Source organism: Streptomyces sp. NPDC088812 (assembly GCF_044750285.1).
In the GTDB taxonomy this organism is placed as follows: Bacteria; Actinomycetota; Actinomycetes; order Streptomycetales; family Streptomycetaceae; genus Streptomyces.
The window spans coordinates 158,684-176,476 of sequence record NZ_JBIVJP010000021.1 but is presented as its reverse complement, the minus strand read 5'-3'; the positions used below and the strand labels follow the sequence as shown (position 1 = coordinate 176,476).

The 17,793-nt window shown below is 73.2% G+C and carries 14 protein-coding genes; 7 read left to right on the top strand and 7 right to left on the bottom strand.

Features of this window, described 5'->3' with window-relative positions:
* Positions 1 to 116: 116 nt before the first annotated feature.
* Together ACIP67_RS32110 and ACIP67_RS32105 are read left to right on the top strand one after the other, a co-directional pair.
* Complete coding sequence (locus tag ACIP67_RS32110; RefSeq protein ID WP_401696473.1) at positions 117 to 1,343, top strand: glycosyltransferase; 1,227 nt, start codon at positions 117 to 119, stop codon at positions 1,341 to 1,343.
* The gene (locus tag ACIP67_RS32105; RefSeq protein ID WP_401696427.1) at positions 1,340 to 2,530 is read left to right on the top strand and encodes a glycosyltransferase; all 1,191 of its coding nucleotides are present in this window, start codon (positions 1,340 to 1,342) and stop codon (positions 2,528 to 2,530) included. The genes ACIP67_RS32110 and ACIP67_RS32105 overlap by 4 nt, the downstream gene beginning before the upstream one ends.
* Before the next feature lie 311 nt (positions 2,531 to 2,841).
* On the opposite strand, the gene ACIP67_RS32100 is transcribed toward ACIP67_RS32105, so the two are convergent.
* Entirely contained in the window at positions 2,842 to 4,875 is a 2,034-nt protein-coding gene (locus ACIP67_RS32100; RefSeq protein ID WP_401696425.1) for a thioredoxin domain-containing protein, read from the bottom strand.
* A 158-nt stretch (positions 4,876 to 5,033) separates the two neighbouring features.
* Between ACIP67_RS32100 and ACIP67_RS32095 the strand changes: the two genes are divergently transcribed.
* Positions 5,034 to 8,327 (top strand): tetratricopeptide repeat protein, encoded by a 3,294-nt coding sequence (locus ACIP67_RS32095; protein WP_401696423.1) that lies wholly within the window; start codon positions 5,034 to 5,036, stop codon positions 8,325 to 8,327.
* 534 nt (positions 8,328 to 8,861) lie between these two features.
* Here the strand turns inward: ACIP67_RS32095 and ACIP67_RS32090 are convergent.
* Positions 8,862 to 9,122: a hypothetical protein gene (locus ACIP67_RS32090; protein ID WP_401696422.1), complete on the bottom strand. Its 261-nt coding sequence runs from the start codon at positions 9,120 to 9,122 to the stop codon at positions 8,862 to 8,864.
* Positions 9,115 to 9,975: a mycothiol conjugate amidase Mca gene (gene mca, locus ACIP67_RS32085; protein WP_401696470.1), complete on the bottom strand. Its 861-nt coding sequence runs from the start codon at positions 9,973 to 9,975 to the stop codon at positions 9,115 to 9,117. Before mca ends, ACIP67_RS32090 begins: the two co-directional genes overlap by 8 nt.
* A 178-nt stretch (positions 9,976 to 10,153) precedes the next feature.
* Here mca and ACIP67_RS32080 point away from each other — a divergent pair, with 178 nt between their 5' ends.
* Both ACIP67_RS32080 and greA read left to right on the top strand, forming a co-directional pair.
* Complete coding sequence (locus ACIP67_RS32080) at positions 10,154 to 10,552, top strand: DUF4307 domain-containing protein (protein ID WP_401696420.1); 399 nt, start codon at positions 10,154 to 10,156, stop codon at positions 10,550 to 10,552.
* Between the two features lie 180 nt (positions 10,553 to 10,732).
* Positions 10,733 to 11,233: a transcription elongation factor GreA gene (gene greA, locus ACIP67_RS32075; RefSeq protein WP_401696418.1), complete on the top strand. Its 501-nt coding sequence runs from the start codon at positions 10,733 to 10,735 to the stop codon at positions 11,231 to 11,233.
* A 119-nt stretch (positions 11,234 to 11,352) separates the two neighbouring features.
* On the opposite strand, the gene ACIP67_RS32070 is transcribed toward greA, so the two are convergent.
* The 3 genes from ACIP67_RS32070 to ilvA form a co-directional block, all read right to left on the bottom strand.
* On the bottom strand, positions 11,353 to 12,210 hold the full coding sequence (locus tag ACIP67_RS32070; protein WP_401696417.1) for an ABC transporter permease: 858 nt from the start codon (positions 12,208 to 12,210) through the stop codon (positions 11,353 to 11,355).
* Complete coding sequence (locus ACIP67_RS32065) at positions 12,207 to 13,193, bottom strand: ATP-binding cassette domain-containing protein (RefSeq protein WP_401696416.1); 987 nt, start codon at positions 13,191 to 13,193, stop codon at positions 12,207 to 12,209. The genes ACIP67_RS32070 and ACIP67_RS32065 overlap by 4 nt, the downstream gene beginning before the upstream one ends.
* A gap of 183 nt (positions 13,194 to 13,376) precedes the next feature.
* On the bottom strand, positions 13,377 to 14,606 hold the full coding sequence (gene ilvA / locus ACIP67_RS32060) for a threonine ammonia-lyase (protein WP_401696415.1): 1,230 nt from the start codon (positions 14,604 to 14,606) through the stop codon (positions 13,377 to 13,379).
* 162 nt (positions 14,607 to 14,768) lie between these two features.
* Between ilvA and ACIP67_RS32055 the strand changes: the two genes are divergently transcribed.
* Complete coding sequence (locus ACIP67_RS32055) at positions 14,769 to 15,275, top strand: MarR family winged helix-turn-helix transcriptional regulator (RefSeq protein ID WP_389514392.1); 507 nt, start codon at positions 14,769 to 14,771, stop codon at positions 15,273 to 15,275.
* Positions 15,276 to 15,367: 92 nt separating this feature from the next.
* Here the strand turns inward: ACIP67_RS32055 and ACIP67_RS32050 are convergent, their stop codons facing one another.
* Positions 15,368 to 16,534: a cystathionine gamma-synthase gene (locus ACIP67_RS32050; RefSeq protein WP_401696414.1), complete on the bottom strand. Its 1,167-nt coding sequence runs from the start codon at positions 16,532 to 16,534 to the stop codon at positions 15,368 to 15,370.
* A gap of 100 nt (positions 16,535 to 16,634) precedes the next feature.
* Here ACIP67_RS32050 and ACIP67_RS32045 point away from each other — a divergent pair, with 100 nt between their 5' ends.
* Positions 16,635 to 17,753: a hypothetical protein gene (locus tag ACIP67_RS32045; RefSeq protein WP_401696413.1), complete on the top strand. Its 1,119-nt coding sequence runs from the start codon at positions 16,635 to 16,637 to the stop codon at positions 17,751 to 17,753.
* Positions 17,754 to 17,793 lie beyond the last annotated feature (40 nt).

Below are 17,793 nucleotides of genomic sequence, written 5' to 3'. Positions count from 1 at the left end.
GACGGGAGCATTCCGCGCACGTACGAGTTGAACGACCGTTCACCAAGGATGACCAAGAAAGACCGAGGGGGGAATTCGTGGTCTCCGCCATTCTTTTCATCGATTCGATCGTCCTCATGGCCGCCGCCGGCGTGACCCTGTGGTGGATGCTGCACGCCTGGCGCACCCCGGAGACACTGGAGTCGACGGCCTTCGCCACACCCGACGGCAGGGCGGACCTGTCCTTCTCGCTCCTGGTGCCGGCCCGGCACGAGGAGGCCGTGCTACGGCACACGGTCGAGCAGATGCTGCGCATCGACCACCCGGACTTCGAGATCCTGCTGATCGTCGGCCACGACGACCCCGGCACCGCCGCCATCGCCCACGAACTGGCCGCCGAGCACCCCGACACGGTGCGCACGGTGGTCGACACCCACGACAAGAAGAACAAGCCCCGCGCGCTCAACACCGCGCTGCCGCACGCCCGCGGCGAGGTCATCGGGGTCTTCGACGCCGAGGACGTCGTCCACCCCGAGCTGCTCAGCCACGTCGACTTCGCCTTCCGGCGGGAGAACGCCGACGTCGTCCAGGGCGGCGTCCAGCTGATCAACTACGAGAGCAGCTGGTACAGCCTGCGCAACTGCCTGGAGTACTTCTTCTGGTTCCGCAGCCGGCTCCACCTGCACGCCCGCAAGGGGTTCATCCCGCTCGGCGGCAACACCGTCTTCGTCCGGTCCGCCCTGCTGCGGGAGACCGGCGGCTGGGACGGCAACTGCCTCGCCGAGGACTGCGACCTGGGCGTGCGGCTGTCCAGCGGCGGCGCCAAGGTCGTCGTCGCCTACCACTCCGCGCTGGTCACCCGCGAGGAGACGCCCGACTCCCTCAAGGCGCTCTACAAGCAGCGCACCCGCTGGAACCAGGGGTTCCTCCAGGTCCTGCGCAAGGGCGAATGGCGCCGGCTGCCCGGCTTCGGCCAGCGGATGCTCGCCCGCTACACCCTCAGCACCCCGTTCGTGCAGGCCGCGACCGGCGTGATGATCCCGCTCGGCGTCCTCTTCGCCGTCATCGGCGGCGTCCCGCTGCCGTTCTCGATGTTCGCCTGGCTGCCCATGCTGCCGATGGCCGCGATGATCGTCTTCGAGGCGGTCGCCCTGCACGACTTCGGCCGCGAGTACGGCTTCCGCATCGGCTTCGGGCACTACGCCAAGCTCGTCCTCGGCGGTCCCGTGTACGCCGTGATCCTCGCGGCCGCCGCGCTGCGCGCCGTGTGGCGCGAGTACACCGGCCGCCGCGACTGGGAGCTGACCTCGCACGTCGGTGCCCACCTCCCCGTCCAGACCCCGCAGCCCCAGGAGGCACGGTGACGGCGCTGCCCGCCGACGTGTCCATCGTCGTCCCCACCTTCAACGAAGCCGACAACATCCGCGAGCTGCTCTCCCGCGTCCGCGCCGCGATCCCCGCCGGAACCCGCGCGGAGGTCGTCTTCGCCGACGACTCCACCGACCACACCTGCGACGTCATCGAGGAAGAGGCCGCGTACAGCGCCGTCCCGGTGGTCCTGCACCACCGGGACACCCCCGAGGGCGGCCTGGGCGGCGCGGTGGTCGAGGGCATCGCCCGCGCGTCGGCCCCCTGGATCGTCGTCATCGACGCCGACCTCCAGCACCCGCCGGAACTCATACCCGAGCTGATCGCCCGCGGCGAGGCCACCGGCGCTGAACTGGTCGTGGCCAGCCGGTACGCGGCCGGCGGCGACCGCAGCGGCCTGGACGGCGGCTACCGCAGACTCGTCTCCAGCACCTCCACGCTGGTCACCAAGGCGCTCTTCCCGCGCGCCCTGAGCGGCCTCACCGACCCGATGAGCGGTTTCTTCGCCATCCGCCGCACCGCGATCGACCGGGCGTCGAGCCAGGACGAGGGCCTCCAGCCCCTCGGCTACAAGATCCTCCTCGAACTGGCGGTACGGTGCCGCCCGCGCGGCATCGCCGAGGTGCCGTACGCCTTCGGGGAGCGGCACGCGGGCGAGTCCAAGTCGACGGCCCGCGAGGGCATGCGCTTCCTGCGGCACCTGATCACCCTGCGCACCGCCGACCCCCGCGCCCGCGCGGTGGTTTTCGGGCTGATCGGCCTGTCGGGCTTCGTCCCCAACCTGGCGCTCCTGTGGTTCCTGACCACCTGGGCCCCCGGGCTGCACTACGCCCCGGCGGAGATCATCGCCAATCAGGCGGGGCTCCTGTGGAACTTCGCCCTCATCGATTCCTTCGTCTACCGCAACCAGCGCCGCCACCGCCGGCGCGACGTGCGCCTGCTCTCCTTCGCGGTCGTCGGCAACGCCGACCTGATCGCCCGCATCCCCCTGGCCGCGCTCCTGATCGGCGCCGCGGGCATGACCGCCCTGCCCGCCACGGCCCTCGCCATGGCGGTCGTGTTCACGGCCCGCTTCCTGGTCGTGGACCGGTGGCTGTACGGCCGCCTGCACCGGCGCGAGGCGGCGCTCGCCCGCGTCACGCCGGAGAAGGTGGCGGAGCCGGTACCGGACCCGCTGGGCTGACCGGACGCCGGGGCGGGCCCGGGGGTAACCGTTCCCCCGGGCCCCTGGTCCTCCGCGGCCCCGGGCACCCGCCCGAGGGGGGCGGGGCTGTGTCGATGGGCGGCTCCGCGGTGCGGGCACGACCGGCGACGACGGCACCGCGCTTGTGCCCGGCATCGGGCATCGGGCAACCGGCAGCCTGCATCGGGCAGCCGGCATCCCGAAACCCGGCACCCGGCGCCCGGCACCCGGCACCCGGCACCCGGCACCCGGCACCCGGCACCCGGCACCGAACAGCAGGCAGGCGCCTCACCTCACGGCGTCAGCTCACCTCACGGCGTCAGCTTCGCCTTCAGGGCGGCCGCGTCCGTCACCGGCAGATCACAGACGAAGCCCCGGCAGACGTACGCCGTCGGCTTCCCGTCGATCAGCGCGCGGTCGGCGAGCAGCGGGAACTCCCCGCTGTCCGGCGTGCCCCAGGCCACCACCGCCCCCGGCGCGGTCCCCAGCAGGGCGGTGCGGTGCAGCTCGCGGGCGCCCGCGTCCTCGGCGGACGGTCCGACGACCGCCACCTCACGGGGCCCGTCGAGCAGGGCCTCCGCCGCCGCGAGGCCCCATCCGATGAACCGGGGCACCCGCGGCCCGAGCGCCTTGACGACCCCCAACGCCCGCTCGGCCGCGGAGCGGTGCGGCTCGGAACCGGTGTGGGCCGCGTAGCCGAGGAGGGCCGACGCGGCGGCGGACCACCCGGAGGGCGTCGCGTTGTCGGTCGGGTCCTGGGGGCGGCGGATGAGCCGCTCGGCGTCGTCGGCGGTGTCGTACAGGGCACCGGAGCCGGGGTCGGTGAAGCGGGTGAGGACGTGGTCGAGGAGGAAACCGGCGAACTCCAGCCAGACGCCCTCCCCGGTGACGGAGGCCAGCGCGAGGAAGCCCTCCGCCACGTCGGCGTAGTCCTCCAGCACCCCCGCGTTCGCCCCGACGCGCCCGTCCTTGCTGGTGCGGGAGAGGTGCGCCCGGTCGTCGAGGTGCAGACGGACGAGGAGGTCCGCGGCGGCGAGCGCGGCGTCGATCAGATCGGGGCGGTCGAAGCAGGCCCCGGTCTCGGCGAGCGCGGCGATGGCCAGCCCGTTCCAGGCGGCGACGACCTTGTCGTCCCGGCCGGGGGCGGGGCGTTCCGCCCGCGCCGCGAGCAGCCGCCGCCTCACCGACTCGATCCTCTCGGCGTCGAACACGCCCTCGCTCCGCGGGAGTTGCAGGACGGAGGAGCCGTGCTCGAAAGTGCCCTCCTCGGTCACCCCGAAGTACTGGGCGGCCAGGGCTGCGTCGTCGGCGCCGAGGACCTCGGTGAGCTGCTCCGGCGTCCAGACGTAGTACGCGCCCTCGACGTGCCGCCCCGTCCCGTCGTCGCTGTCGGCGTCCAGCGCGGACGCGAAACCACCCTGTTCGGTGCGGAGTTCGCGCACCATGAAGTCGGCGGTCTCCAGCGCCACCCGCCGCGCCGGCTCCGAGCCCGTGGCCCGCCACAGGTGGGTGTACACCCGGCACAGCAGCGCGTTGTCGTACAGCATCTTCTCGAAGTGCGGCACGATCCAGTCCCGGTCGACGGAGTACCGTGCGAAGCCGCCCCCGAGCTGGTCGTAGATGCCGCCGCGGGCCATGCGTTCACACGTGTCCGCCGCCATCTGCAACGCGCCCTCGGCGCCCGTGCGGGCGTGGTGCCGCAGCAGGAACTCGATCACCATGGACGGCGGGAACTTCGGCGCGCCGCCGAACCCGCCGCGCTGCGGGTCGTACTCGCGGGTCAGCCCGAGCAGGGCCTGCGCCTGCTCCTGCTCCCCCGGTGCCACGCCCTCCCCGTACGAGATCTCCCGTCCCGCGAGGTCCCGCACGATCTTCCCGGCGACCTCGGCGACCTCCTCCCGGCGGTCCCGCCAGGCCTGGCCGACGCCCTCCAGCACCTGGCGGAAGGACGGCATCCCGTGGCGGGGGGCGGGCGGGAAGTAGGTGCCGAAGTAGAACGGCTCGGCGTCCGGCGTCAGGAACACGGTCATCGGCCAGCCGCCCTGCCCGGTGGCGGCCTGTACGGCCTCCATGTAGACGGCGTCGACGTCGGGGCGTTCCTCGCGGTCCACCTTGACGTTCACGAAGTGCTCGTTGAGGTGGTCGGCGGTCTCCCGGTCCTCGAAGGACTCGTGGGCCATCACATGGCACCAGTGGCAACTCGAGTACCCGACGCTCAGCAGCACCGGCACCCCCCGCCGGCGCGCCTCCTCGAACGCCTCCGCCGACCAGGGCCACCAGTCGACCGGGTTGTCGGCGTGCTGGAGGAGGTAGGGGGAGGTCTCATGGGCCAGTCGGTTCGCCATGGGGTCCATCCTGCCGCAGGACCCCACGGAGCACGCGCGGGACATTCGCCCGCCCTCCGGCGCACTCCGGCGAGCGGACCGCGTCCGCACCCTCGCGCCCGTGCGCCCTCCGCCGCACACTTGGCCTGGACACGCTGTGGCCGTCGGAGGGGGACGACATGCGGGACCGCCATCGGGCGGAAGCCGAGGAGCTGTTGGCCCGGGCCGTGGAGGAGGAGGTGCGGCGCACGGGCGGCCGTACCGACCGGCAGGTGCTGACGACACGGGCGCGCGGCGCGCTCGAAACGATTCTGCAGACCGCCGCCGAGGAGTACGCGGCGTACGCGCGGGCCGACGCGGAGACCCGCTCCGGGCGGCTCGCCCTCGCACAGCGGTACGCGCGGGAGGGCGGTGGCGGGCTCCCCCTGCTGGTGGCGGGCGTCGCGGCCGTGACGACCGCCGTCGCCGACCTGGCGCTGGGCACGGGTGCGGGGACGGCGCTGGGGGCCGGCGTGGCCGTCGGCGTCGTCGGCGCGGCGACGACCGTCGTGAAGGCCGCCGGAACCCCGCTGCCGGCGCCCCGCCGCCCCGCGGACGAGGCCCGCCGCCCCGCGGACGAGGCCGGCCGGGCCGGTGACCCGGAGCAGCTGCGGCAGCGGTGGCTGACGACGCTGGAGGAGCGCGGCATCCGTCCGTTCCTGGACCGGCAACGGGTCCTGGGCCCGACGACGGGCCCGAGGCGGCCGGGCTCAGGGCCGGGCTCAGGGCCGGGCTCAGGGCTGGTCTCCCGCGGTCCCGCCTCCGGGAAGCCGGGCCCGCGGCTGCGCGGCGCGGACAAGAGCGCGGCGGCGCGCGGGCGGACGGTGCTGGAGCAGTCGTACGCCCAACTGCCCGAGCCCGTCTCACCGTTCGCGGGACGCCGGGCGGAACTGGAGCGGATCCAGCAGTGGGTGCAGGCGGACCGGGCCGCCACCGGGACCCGGCCGACCGTGGTCGTCCTGCACGGCCCGCCCGGCAGCGGCCGCGGCACCCTCGCGCTCCGGGCCGCGCACGACCTGCGGGACCGGTTCCGGGGCGCGTGCGTGGTGGATCTGCGCGGCGACGGCGCGGCGGAGGCACCGCTGTCCACCCGGGACGCGCTGCTGCACCTGCTGAACCGGCTCGGCGCACCGCGCGAGCAGTTGCTCTTCCGGGAGCGTTCCTCGCCGGAGCAGCAGGTGGAGCGGCTGGGCGAGCTGTACCAGCAGCGTCTGACGGGCCTGCCGGTGACGGTGGTCCTGGCGAACGCCGCCGACCCGGACCAGGTCCGCGCGCTCGTCCCGGAGCGCTCCGACAGCCTCGTCCTGGTCACCGCGCGGGCCCCGCTGGCCCTGCCGCCCGGCCTGCCCGCCCGGGTGCACGAGCTGCCCGTCGCGCCCCTGGACGCGGCCGGCACGGACGAACTGCTCGGCGCGGCCGCGCAGGACGCCTCGGATCCGTACGACGCCGAGTCCGCCGACCGCATCCGCGAGCTGTGCGGCGGACTGCCGCTGGCGCTGCGGATCGCCGGCTCCTCGCTCGGCCCACGCTCCCCGCGCCGGCTGGCGGCGGACCTGGAGGCGCACGGCCCGGTGGACCCGGTCGAGCGCGCGCTGCGGCTGCGCTACACCGACCAGCCGGAGGCGACCCGGCGGCTGCTGCGGCGGCTGGCGCCGGTGGGCCGGGCCACGTTCGGCGCGGCCGCCGCGGCGGCCCTCCTGGGCACCGACCGCACGGAGGCCGCCCGGCATCTCGCGGCGCTCGCGCGGGCGGGCCTGGTCGCCCCGGTGCGCGGCGACCGCTACCGCCTGCACGACCTGGTCCGCGCCTTCGCCGAGGCCCGCCTGGCCGACGAGGAGCAGCCGGCCGACCGCGCCAAGGCCCAGGAACGCCTGATCGTCAGCTACGCCGAGCTCGCGGACGCGGTGCTGCGCCTGGTCGACGGCAACATCTCGACCCGCTCGGACCGCTTCACCCCGCACGGCTTCACCTCCCTGGAGGAGGCGCTGCGCTGGCTGGACGACGAGTCGGGCTCCATCACGGCGACCCTGCGGCACGCGGAGGGCGTCGACCAGGCGGCCGTGCTGAGCCTGCTGGGCGCGCTCTGCGACCACTGCCTGCTGCGCGGCGACCTCTACCGCCTCGGCGAGATCAGCGAGCTGGCGCAGTCGGCCGGCCAGGACCCGCTGGTGCGCTCCGTGCGGTGGCGCACCGGCATCGCGGCCCGCCAGCTGGGCGAGCTCGACAAGGCCCGCACGACGCTCAGCTCCGTGGTGGACCTCTACCTCCAGGCCCACCACGACGCGGGCGCGGCCCGCGCCCTGTGCTCGCTGGGCATCACCCTGCACCACCAGGGCAACCTCACGGAGGCGGCGGCGCGACTGCGGGAGGCCCTGGATCTCCAGGCGGCACCGGAACTGGCGACGGACCGGGCGTGGACCCTGCACGCGCTGGCCGCGGTGGAACGGGACCGGGCCCGGCCGGCGGAGGCCCTCGACCTGCTCACCCGTTCCCTGGTGCTGCACCGCGAGGGCGGCTCGGTGCACGGCGAGGCGTGGGCCCACTACCAGCTCGGCCAGCTGAACCTGCGCCGCGGCGACGTCGCCGGCGCGGAGACCGAGCTGCGCCGCGCCCTCGGCCTGTACGGCCGTACCCGCGACGGCCGCGGCGCCGCCTGGGCGCTGACCCAGCTGGCCCGCGCCCGGCTGATCGCCGGCGACCCGTCCCGGGCGGTGGACGGCCTGCGCGCCGCCGCGGCCCGGCACCGCGACAACGAGGACGCGCGGGGCGAGGCCTGGACGGTCTACTACCTGGGGCTCGCGCTGGAGGAGGCGGGCGACCTCGACCAGGCGGTCCGTGAACTGGAACGCTCCCGCTCCCTGCTCTCCCGCCTGCGCGACGTCTACGGCCTGGCCTGTGCCCGCCATCACTCGGCCCGTGTCACCCGCGACCAGCGGGCGGCCCAGACCGGCTCGCTGCGGAACTCGGGCTTCGCCCGCCAGCTCCTCATGGACGCCCGCGCCGACTTCCAGCGCATCGGTGTCGCCCACGGCGAGGCCTGGTCCTGCCTGGAGCTCGCGATCGTCGACGCGGGCAACGCCCGCACCGGTCAGGCCCTGGCGCTCTGCGACGAGGCGGCGGCGCTCTTCGCCTCCTACGGCGACCGCCGCGGCGAGGACTGGGCCCGCTTCCTGCGCTGCACGCTGCTCCCGTACACGGCCCCCGGCGGCGTCGCGTCCGGCACCGCGGCGGCCCGGGAGGAACTGGCCCGCCTGTCCGCGGCGGCCCATCCGCTGCGCGACCCCCGGCTCACCGAGGCGGCGGACGCCTACGGCCTGCTGCTGGACCGCGGTGTCCGCCCGGAGTCCGGCTGGCAGGCGTGGCGTCTGGGAATGGTGCCGGGCAGACACGCGCGGGAGGTCATGGGGGTGGCGGTGCGGGACGGCGAGGGCTGAGGGGCCCACGGTGGGGGCGCGACGACCGAAGGGCGCGGTGGGCGCGGTACGGGCGGAGAGAGCGGGGAGGATCGGCGGTGCGGGACGGCGGTGCGGGACGGCGGTGCGGGACGGCGAGGGCTGAGAGGCACCCGCACCGTGGTGTCCCGCGCCGACCGGCACCGGACGCACCGGACCGCACCTCGCACCGGGCCACGCCGGGCACCGCGGCCTGACCACGCCCGGCACCACGGCCGGACCACGCCCGGCACCGTAGCCGGACCACGCCCGGCACCACGGCCGGACCACGCCCGGCACCGTAGCCGGACCACGCCCGGCACCACGGCCGGACCACGCCCGGCACCACGGCCGGACCACGGCCCGGCCGCGCGCGCCGCGATCGGGCCGCACCCCGCGTCCAGGCGCCTCCGCACACCCGCGGTGGGGGAGACGCGCTCGATCCGCCAGGTGATCGCGCCGCGCGTATGCGCGTCCGCGCGTCCCCGGGCGGCCGGGGCCGGGCCGCCCGGTGCGTGTCGGCTCCGGCGGCCGGGATCAGCCCTTCGCCGGGGTGACCTTGCCGGTGGTGTCCTGGCCGGAGGCGTCCCGGTCGGAGGCGTCCTCCGGGGTCTCCGGGAAGTCGACCTTGCCCATGTGCCGGTTCATGGACTTCATCAGCCCCCACACGGCCAGTGCCATCACCGCGAAGACGATGAAGCCGAGGACACCCGGGGTGACCTTGTCCTCGTCCACCTCCTTCGCGAGGGTGGCGAACTGCGTCACTGCGAGGCTCACGCTTGCGCTCATATCAGGCATTGTCGCGGATGCCCGCGAAGAGGTCGTCCTCGGGGAGGGAGACGTCGACCCGCGACTTCGCGAGCTCGTACTCCTCGGTGGGCCAGACCTCCTTCTGGACGTCCAGCGGCACCCGGAACCACCCGCCGTCGGGGTCGATCTGCGTGGCGTGGGCGATCAGCGCCTTGTCGCGGATTTCGTAGAAGTCGGCGCACGGCACGTGCGTGGTCAGTGTCCGGTCCTTGTGCCCGGACTCGTCCCAGCGCTTGAGCCACTCCCCGTAGGGGGACTCCAGGCCCCGGTCCAGCATCGCCTGGTGCAGCGCCTCGGTGCGCGGACGGTTGAAGCCCTGGTTGTAGTACAGCTTCAGCGGCCGGTACGCCGGCCCGAACTCGGCCTCCGGGTACTTGACGGTGTCGTCCGCGCCGGCGAAGGCGACCATCGAGATCTTGTGGGTCATGATGTGGTCGGGATGCGGGTATCCGCCGTTCTCGTCGTAGGTGGTGATCACCTGGGGACGGAAGGAGCGGATCTGCTTCACCAGCTCGCCCGCCGCCTCGTCGACGTCCTCCAGGGCGAAGCAGCCCTCGGGCAGCGGCGGCAGCGGGTCGCCCTCGGGCAGACCGGAGTCGACGAAGCCGAGCCACTCCTGCTCGACCCCGAGGATCTCGCGGGCCTCGTCCATCTCCTTCTTGCGCACCTCGTGGATGTGCTCCTCGATGTACGTGTCGCCCTGCAGCTTGGGGTTGAGGATGGAGCCGCGTTCCCCGCCCGTGCAGGTCACGACCAGCACGTCCACCCCCTCGGACACGTACTTCGCCATGGTCGCCGCGCCCTTGCTCGACTCGTCGTCGGGGTGCGCGTGGACGGCCATCAGTCGCAGCTGGTCAGTCAAGACTCAATCCTCGGTAAGTCGGCGCCCCCGTGAGCAGGGGTGCGATCGGCGGCTTCTATAGTGACCGAATCGGAGGGCCAATAATTCCGGAGCCGGGCTTCGGAAGCCCTTTCGGGGCCTTCGTCCCACCCCTGTCGAGTCCCTCGGGAGGACGTTCATGAGTACGGCGAGCACGCGCACGCCCGAGGGCCGCTACGGCCGCTCCTCGGACGAGCGCACCGACCGCACGCTCAAGCTCGTCGGCGCCGCCCTGGGCGCGGTCCTCCTCGGCGTGATCGGCCTCTTCGGCTACCACTACGTCGCCAAGAACGAGATCAGCGGCGAGCTGATCGCCTTCTCCATCGCGGACGACGCGGTGAAGGTGCACCTGGAGGTCCGCAAGGACGCGGGGTCGAGCGGCTACTGCACGGTCCGCTCGCAGGCGGAGAGCGGCGCCGAGGTGGGCCGCGCGGACTTCCGCTTCTCCGGCCCCGACACGCGGATCGACAAGGTGGTCACGCTCCGTACGACGGCCAAGGCCACGTCGGCGGAGCTGCTCGGCTGTCACGCCGACTGACACCGCAGCCCGTCCGCCTGGAATACATACGCGCTGACCTGCGTTGACGTAATTCTGATGGCTTATGTCCTCCCCCTTGGGCCACTGAATTGTTAGGCTCGTGGTTTCGCCCATCCCTGGAGGAACATGCTTCCGGGTAGGGCGATGCTTTGTATTCCCAGTACCGACGAGGAGCACCCTGTGACCCAGACCAGCGAGAACGTCACCTGGCTGACCCAGGAGGCGTACAACAAGCTCAAGGATGAGCTTGCGTACCTTACTGGTCCTGCGCGCACCGAGATCGCTGCCAAGATCGCGGCTGCGCGTGAGGAGGGCGACCTGCGCGAGAACGGCGGGTACCACGCGGCCAAGGAGGAGCAGGGCAAGCAGGAGCTCCGTGTGCGCCAGCTGACCCAGCTCCTGGAGAACGCGAAGGTCGGCGAGGCGCCCGCGTCCGCCGACGGCGCGGTCGCGCCCGGCATGGTCGTCACGATCGCCTTCGACGGTGACGAGGACGACACCCTGACCTTCCTGCTGGCCTCGCGCGAGTACGCCAGCTCCGACATCGAGACCTACTCGCCGCAGTCGCCGCTGGGCGCCGGCGTGATCGGCCACAAGGTCGGCGAGGACGCGGAGTACGAACTGCCGAACGGCAGGAAGGCCTCCGTGCGCATCCTCAAGGCCGAGCCCTACAACGGCTGACGGACCGCCTCCCGGTCCCGACGAGACCCCCGGCGCCCCCGCGCGGCACCGGGGGTCTCGTCATGCCGTGCGGGGACCTCGTCGTGCCGCGCGGGTGCCCGCGGGCCGTCCGGGCGGCGTCACGCCGTGGCCGAGCGGTACTTGCGGACCGCGAGCGTGCGGAATATCAGCACGATCAGCACCGAGTAGATCAGTGAGGCCCAGACCGGGTGCTGCATGGGCCAGGCGTCGGACGTCGACTGTCCGGGGTTGGCGAAGAGGACGCGGCAGGCCTGGACGGTGGCACTGAAGGGGTTCCACTCGGCAATGTGGCGCAGCCAGGGCGTCATGTTGCCGGTGTCCACGAAGGCGTTCGAGATGAAGGTGACCGGGAAGAGCCAGATCAGTCCGCCCGAGGTGGCCGCCTCGGGGGTGCGCACGGACAGGCCGATCAGTGCGCCGATCCAGGTGAACGCGTAGCCGAGGAGGAGCAGCAGACCGAAGGCGGCCAGGACCCGGCCGGCGTCGGTGTCGCCGTCGGAGCCGACGCGCCAGCCGACCAGAACGGCGACGACGGCGAGGACGAGCAGGGTCAGGGCGGTCTGGACGAGGTCGGCGAGGGTGCGGCCGGTGAGCACCGCGCCGCGGGCCATGGGCAGGGAGCGGAAACGGTCGATGAGGCCCTTGTGCATGTCGTCGGCGATGCCCGCGCCGGCTCCGGCGGTGGCGAACGTGACCGTCTGGGCGAAGATCCCCGCCATCAGGAAGTTGGTGTAGTCGGCGGCGCTGGTGCTGCCGCCGACCCGCATCGATCCGCCGAAGACGTACGTGAACAGCACCACGAACATGACGGGCTGAATCAGCCCGAAAATCACCATTTCGGGAATCCGTGACATCCTGATCAAGTTGCGTTTTGCAATGACCAGGGAGTCCCGGACCGCCTGCCCGAACGGGCGGGCGGGGGCCGTGCCGCGGACGGTGTCGGTGACGGCGCTCATGTGACGGCCTCCTTGCCGCTCTCGTCGTGTGCGTCGCTCCCGGCCTCGGCCGCATGGCCCGTCAGGGACAGGAAGACGTCGTCCAGCGTGGGGCGGCGCAGGCCGATGTCGTCGATCTCGATGCCGCGGGTGTCCAGCTCGCGGATGACCTCGGCGAGGAGCTTCGCGCCGCCCGTGACGGGCACGGTGAGCTTGCGGGTGTGCTCCTCGACCGTGGTGCGCCCCTTGCCGAAGCCCGCCAGGACCTCGGCGGCGGTCGCGATGTGCTCGCGTTCGTGCACCACGACCTCGACGCGCTCGCCGCCGGTGCGGGCCTTGAGCTGGTCGGAGGTGCCGCGGGCGATGACCCGGCCATGGTCGACGACCGCGATGTCGTGCGCGAGGTGATCGGCCTCCTCCAGGTACTGCGTGGTCAGCAGCAGGGTCGTGCCGCCGGAGACCAGGCCCTTGATCACCTCCCACAGGAGCTGCCGGTTGCGCGGGTCGAGCCCGGTCGTCGGCTCGTCCATGAACATCACGGGCGGCGAGACGACCAGGGCGGCGGCCAGGTCGAGCCGGCGGCGCATGCCTCCCGAGTAGGTCTTCGCGGGGCGGTCGGCGGCGTCCGCGAGGTCGAACCGGTCGAGCAGTTCGGCGGCCCGGGCCTTCGCCGCCGCGGCCTTCATCTGGTAGAGCTGCCCGACCATCCGGAGGTTCTCCCGGCCGGTCAGGTACTCGTCGACGGCGGCGAACTGGCCGGACAGGCCGATGGAGCGCCGGACCTCGTCGGGGTTCTTCAGCACGTCGACACCGGCGACCACCGCCCGGCCGCGGTCGGGGCGCAGCAGGGTGGTCAGACAGCGGACCGCCGTGGTCTTGCCCGCGCCGTTCGGCCCGAGCAGGCCGAGGACGGTGCCCTCCGGGACGTCGAGATCGACGCCGTCCAGGGCCCGTACGTCGCCGAAGGTCTTGACCAGTCCTTCGGCGTAGATGGCACCTGCCATAAGAGCCTCCACGTCATTGGGGATGCTTCGGAAAGACTAGGTTCGGGGTGTTCGTTCCGCCCGATGGGTGGCATGCGACACACAGTATCGCGATGTATCGCGTCTCTCAATGGATTTCCCCGAACTTGCCCGAACGGGTGAGGGAGTGACGACCGACCGGGCCGGCCGCTTGACCCGCCCGCCTCAGCCGATGACCGGGTAACCGGCCTCGCGCAGGGACTGCTCCACCTCGGCGCAGTGCGCCGGACCCTTGGTCTCCAGGTGCAGCTCCACCTCCGCCTCCGTGAGCCCGAGCCGCGGGTCGGTCCGCACGTGGCTCACGTCGAGGACGTTGGCGTCGACCGCCGACAGCACTCCCAGCAGCGTGGCCAGGGCGCCCGGCCGGTCCGTCAGCCTCAGCCGTACGGCGAGGTAGCGGCCCTGGGCGGCCATGCCGTGCCGCAGGACCCGCTGCATCAGCACCGGGTCGACGTTGCCGCCCGAGAGCACCGCGACGACCGGGCCCTCGAAGCCGCCGGGCTCGCTCAGCAGCGCCGCGACCGGGCTCGCCCCGGCCGGCTCCACGACCAGCTTGGCCCGCTCCAGACACAGCAGCAGCGCGGCGGACAACTCGTCCTCCGTCACCGTGCGCACCTCGTCCACCAGGTCGCCGATGATGCCGAACGGGACGTCGCCGGGCCGGCCGACCCTGATGCCGTCGGCCATCGTCGCGGGGTTCTCCACCGCGACCGGGCGCCCCGCCGCCAGCGAGGGCGGGTACGCGGCCGCCCCCGCCGCCTGCACGCCGACGATCCGCACGTCCGGCCGCAGCGCCTTCACCGCGACCGCGATGCCCGCCGCCAGACCGCCGCCGCCGATCCCGACGACGATCGTGCGCACCTCCGGGCACTGCTCCAGGATCTCCAGGCCCACCGTGCCCTGCCCCGCGATGACGTCCGGGTGGTCGAAGGGGTGGATGAACACCGCGCCGGTCCCGGCCGCGTACTCCTGCGCCGCGGCCAGCGTCTCGTCGACCACCTGGCCGTGCAGCCGCACCTCCGCGCCGTACTCGCGGGTCGCGCTGATCTTCGGCAGCGGCGCGCCCTTCGGCATGAACACCGTGGAGCCCACCCCCAGCAGCGAGGACGCCAGCGCCACGCCCTGCGCGTGGTTGCCCGCGCTCGCCGCGACCACGCCGGCCGCCCGCTCCTCAGGCAGCAGCCCGGCGATCCGGACGTACGCGCCGCGCAGCTTGAACGAACCCGTCCGCTGGAGGTTCTCGCACTTGAAGTGCACCGGCGCCCCGACGAGCTGGGAGAGGTGCCTGCTGCCCTCCATCGCGGTCATCCGCGCGACGCCCGAGAGCATCTTCTGGGCGCCGCGCACGTCATCGAGGGTGACGGGCGGCAAGGGGGCAGCAGTGCCGTAGCTCATGGCACCAGCATCGCAGTTCACGGGCGGGAACGACCGCCGTGCCCAACCACCGAGACCGGTTTCGGCAGCGCCGGTACGGCCCGCCGTCCGGCCGCGTACCCTGTCCCCCAACCCAGCACCCCTTCATGAAGTGAGCCCCCGGCCATGCCCACAACACCTGAAATGTCGATGGACATGACGACCGTCGGTGACACCGGTCTTCTCGAGACGCTGCAGCACGAGGTGGCGCTCTTCGCACGCCGTGCCGAACAGACCCGGCTCGGCGGCGTCGGGCAGGTGCGCAACTCCATGGACCGCGCCGCGTACCTGCTGCTCAACCGCCTCGACAAGGAGGGGCCGATGGGCGTCAAGGCGCTCGCTTCGAGCATGGGCATCGACTCCTCCACCGTCACCCGCCAGGTGGCTCCGCTCGTCGACACCGGCCTGGTCAAGCGCACCTCCCACCCCGAGGACGGGCGGGCCGTGGTGCTCCAGCTGTCCCCGCGCGGGATGTCGCGCCTGGAGGAGGTGCGCTCCTCCCGGCGTCAGCTGATGGCCGAGCTGACGCAGGACTGGGCGCCCGAGGAGCGCGAGGCGTTCTGCACCCTCCTCGCCCGCTTCAACGGCGCGCTCTCCGCCCGGATGACCTCCCAGGGCGTCGCCGGAGCGGAGCCCTCGCAGACGTCCTGACCGACCCCCACGCGCGCCGGGGCGGCCTGTCCACGCGCGGGGGGCGCCCGTCGGACCGGGGAGCCGGACTCCCGCCAGGCCGGGGAGCCGTACTAGGAGACGGGCCGGCCGAGGGCCTGCTGCAGGTCCTCCAGGAGGTCGTCGACGTTCTCGATGCCGACGGAGAGGCGCACCAGGTCGGCCGGGACCTCCAGGGCCGAGCCCGCCGCCGAGGCGTGCGTCATCCGGCCGGGGTGCTCGATCAGGGACTCGACGCCGCCCAGGGACTCCCCGAGGGTGAACACCTCGGCGCGGTTGCACACCTCGACGGCCGCCTCCTCGCCGCCCTCGACCTGGAACGACACCATGCCGCCGAACGCCCGCATCTGCTTGGCGGCGACCTCGTGACCGGGGTGGTCCGGCAAGCCCGGGTACAGCACCCGCGTCACGCGCGCGTGCCGGGTCAGCATGTCGGCGACCTTCGCGGCGTTCTCGCTGTGCCGGTCCATGCGCACCGACAGCGTCTTGGTGCCGCGCAGCACCAGCCAGGAGTCGAAGGGCCCGGCGACCGCGCCCATCGCGTTCTGGTGGTACGCCAGCTCCTCCCCGAGGTCGCGGTCGCCCACGATCAGCGCGCCGCCGACGACGTCGGAGTGGCCGCCCATGTACTTGGTCAGCGAGTGCACGACCACGTCGGCGCCGAGCGCCAGCGGCTGCTGCAGGTACGGGGTGGCGAAGGTGTTGTCGACGACGAGCCGGGCGCCCGCGTCCCGGGCGACCTGCGCGACGGCGGCGATGTCGGTGATCCCGAGCAGCGGGTTGGAGGGGGTCTCCACCCAGACGACCTTGGTCCGCGGCGTGATCGCGGCCCGTACGGCGGCCGGGTCGGCGGTGTCGGCCACCGACCACTCCACGCCCCACCGGGAGACGACCTTCGCGAACAGCCGGAACGTGCCGCCGTACGCGTCGTTCGGGATGACCACGTGGTCCCCGGGGGCGAGCAGCGTGCGCAGCAGGCAGTCCTCGGCCGCCAGTCCGGACGCGAACGCGAGGCCCCGGACGCCGCCCTCCAGGGCTGCCAGGTTCTCCTCCAGGGCGGTCCTGGTCGGGTTGGCGCTGCGGCTGTACTCGTAACCGCCCCGCAGGCCGCCGACGCCGTCCTGCTTGTAGGTCGACACCTGGTAGATCGGCGGGACCACCGCGCCGGTCAGGGGGTCGGCGGTGTTGCCCGCGTGGATGGCGAGGGTCTCGAAGTGCTGACTGATGTGCCTGTCGCTCATGGGCACCGAGCGTAGTGCGCCGGAGGCGGGGACGCGGGACGGCCGGGCGCGGAGCGTAGAGGGTTGGCCAATTGTCGGCGGCGTCTGGAACCCTTGAGACATGGAGATTCTCTGGGTCCTGATGGCGCTGGTCATGTTCGGCTTCGTGCTGCTGCCGTTCCTGCGGCGCAGGCGCGGCATGATCGAGCAGGTTCCGGCCGGTCACCCGGACGCCGCGGACCCGGCGGACTACGGCTTCGCGCGGACGGAGGAGCTGGACGTCCGCATGCCCGGCCCCGACCAGGACCTGCTGGACGTCCTCGACGTGGTGCAGCGGACCCAGGACTACCGCGCCGCGCAGCAGTTGCTGGCGGGTACGGAGACCGAGGGCGAGCTGCGCTGGCAGCGGGTGCAGGCCTTCGCGGGCTCGGCCTCGCTGGAGCTCCAGCAGCGGCCCGGCGGGGTCGGCGACCTGCCGGGCGGGCAGTGGCTGCGGGTGTGGCGCACGGAGGCGCCCAAGGACGCGGGCGGCGCGGCGGTGCACGCCGAGTTCCTGGTGCAGCAGGCGTGGCGGACCTCGACGCCCGGCACGGACGAATTCCGGATCATCATGGAGGAGGCGAGGGACGCCTGCGGCCAGGCGGCGCTGCTCGCCCCCGGTGACCCGGTCCCGTACATCGTGGAGCTCTCGGTGGCCCGCGGTCTGGGCTATTCGCAGGCGGAGTTCGAGCAGCTCTGGCTCAGGATCCTGGACCGGGCACCGGCGCACATGGGGGCGCATCTGGCGGCCCTGCACTACTGGTGTGAGAAGTGGCACGGCTCGCGCGAGACGGCGATGTCCTTCGCGGAGGCCGCGGCGGCCCGCGCGCCCCAGGGGTCGCTGCTCGCGGCGATGCCCCTGTTCGCGGTGTTCGAGCACCTCCCCGAGGTCAACCTGGTCAGGGGCTTCTACCAGAGCGAGGTGGTGACGAAGGCCGTCCACGGCGCGCTCTTCGCCGTCCACGCCGCCCGCCCCGACGACCCCATGCTGGCGCACGTGCGCCATCTCCTCGTCTTCTTCCTGGTGCGCGCCGAACGCTGGGCGGAGGCCATGAACCAGCTGGTGCACGTCGACGGCCACGTCGGCGCGCTGCCCTGGACCCTGTCCCCGGACCCGGCGGCGGAGTTCGCGGTGTACCGGGCGCTGGCGGTGGCCGGCTACGAGGCGAACGGCGGCAGCCCGGCGTCCCTGCCCCAATGAGGCACGGCGTCCCTGCCCCACCCCGACGGCCGGCGTCCCT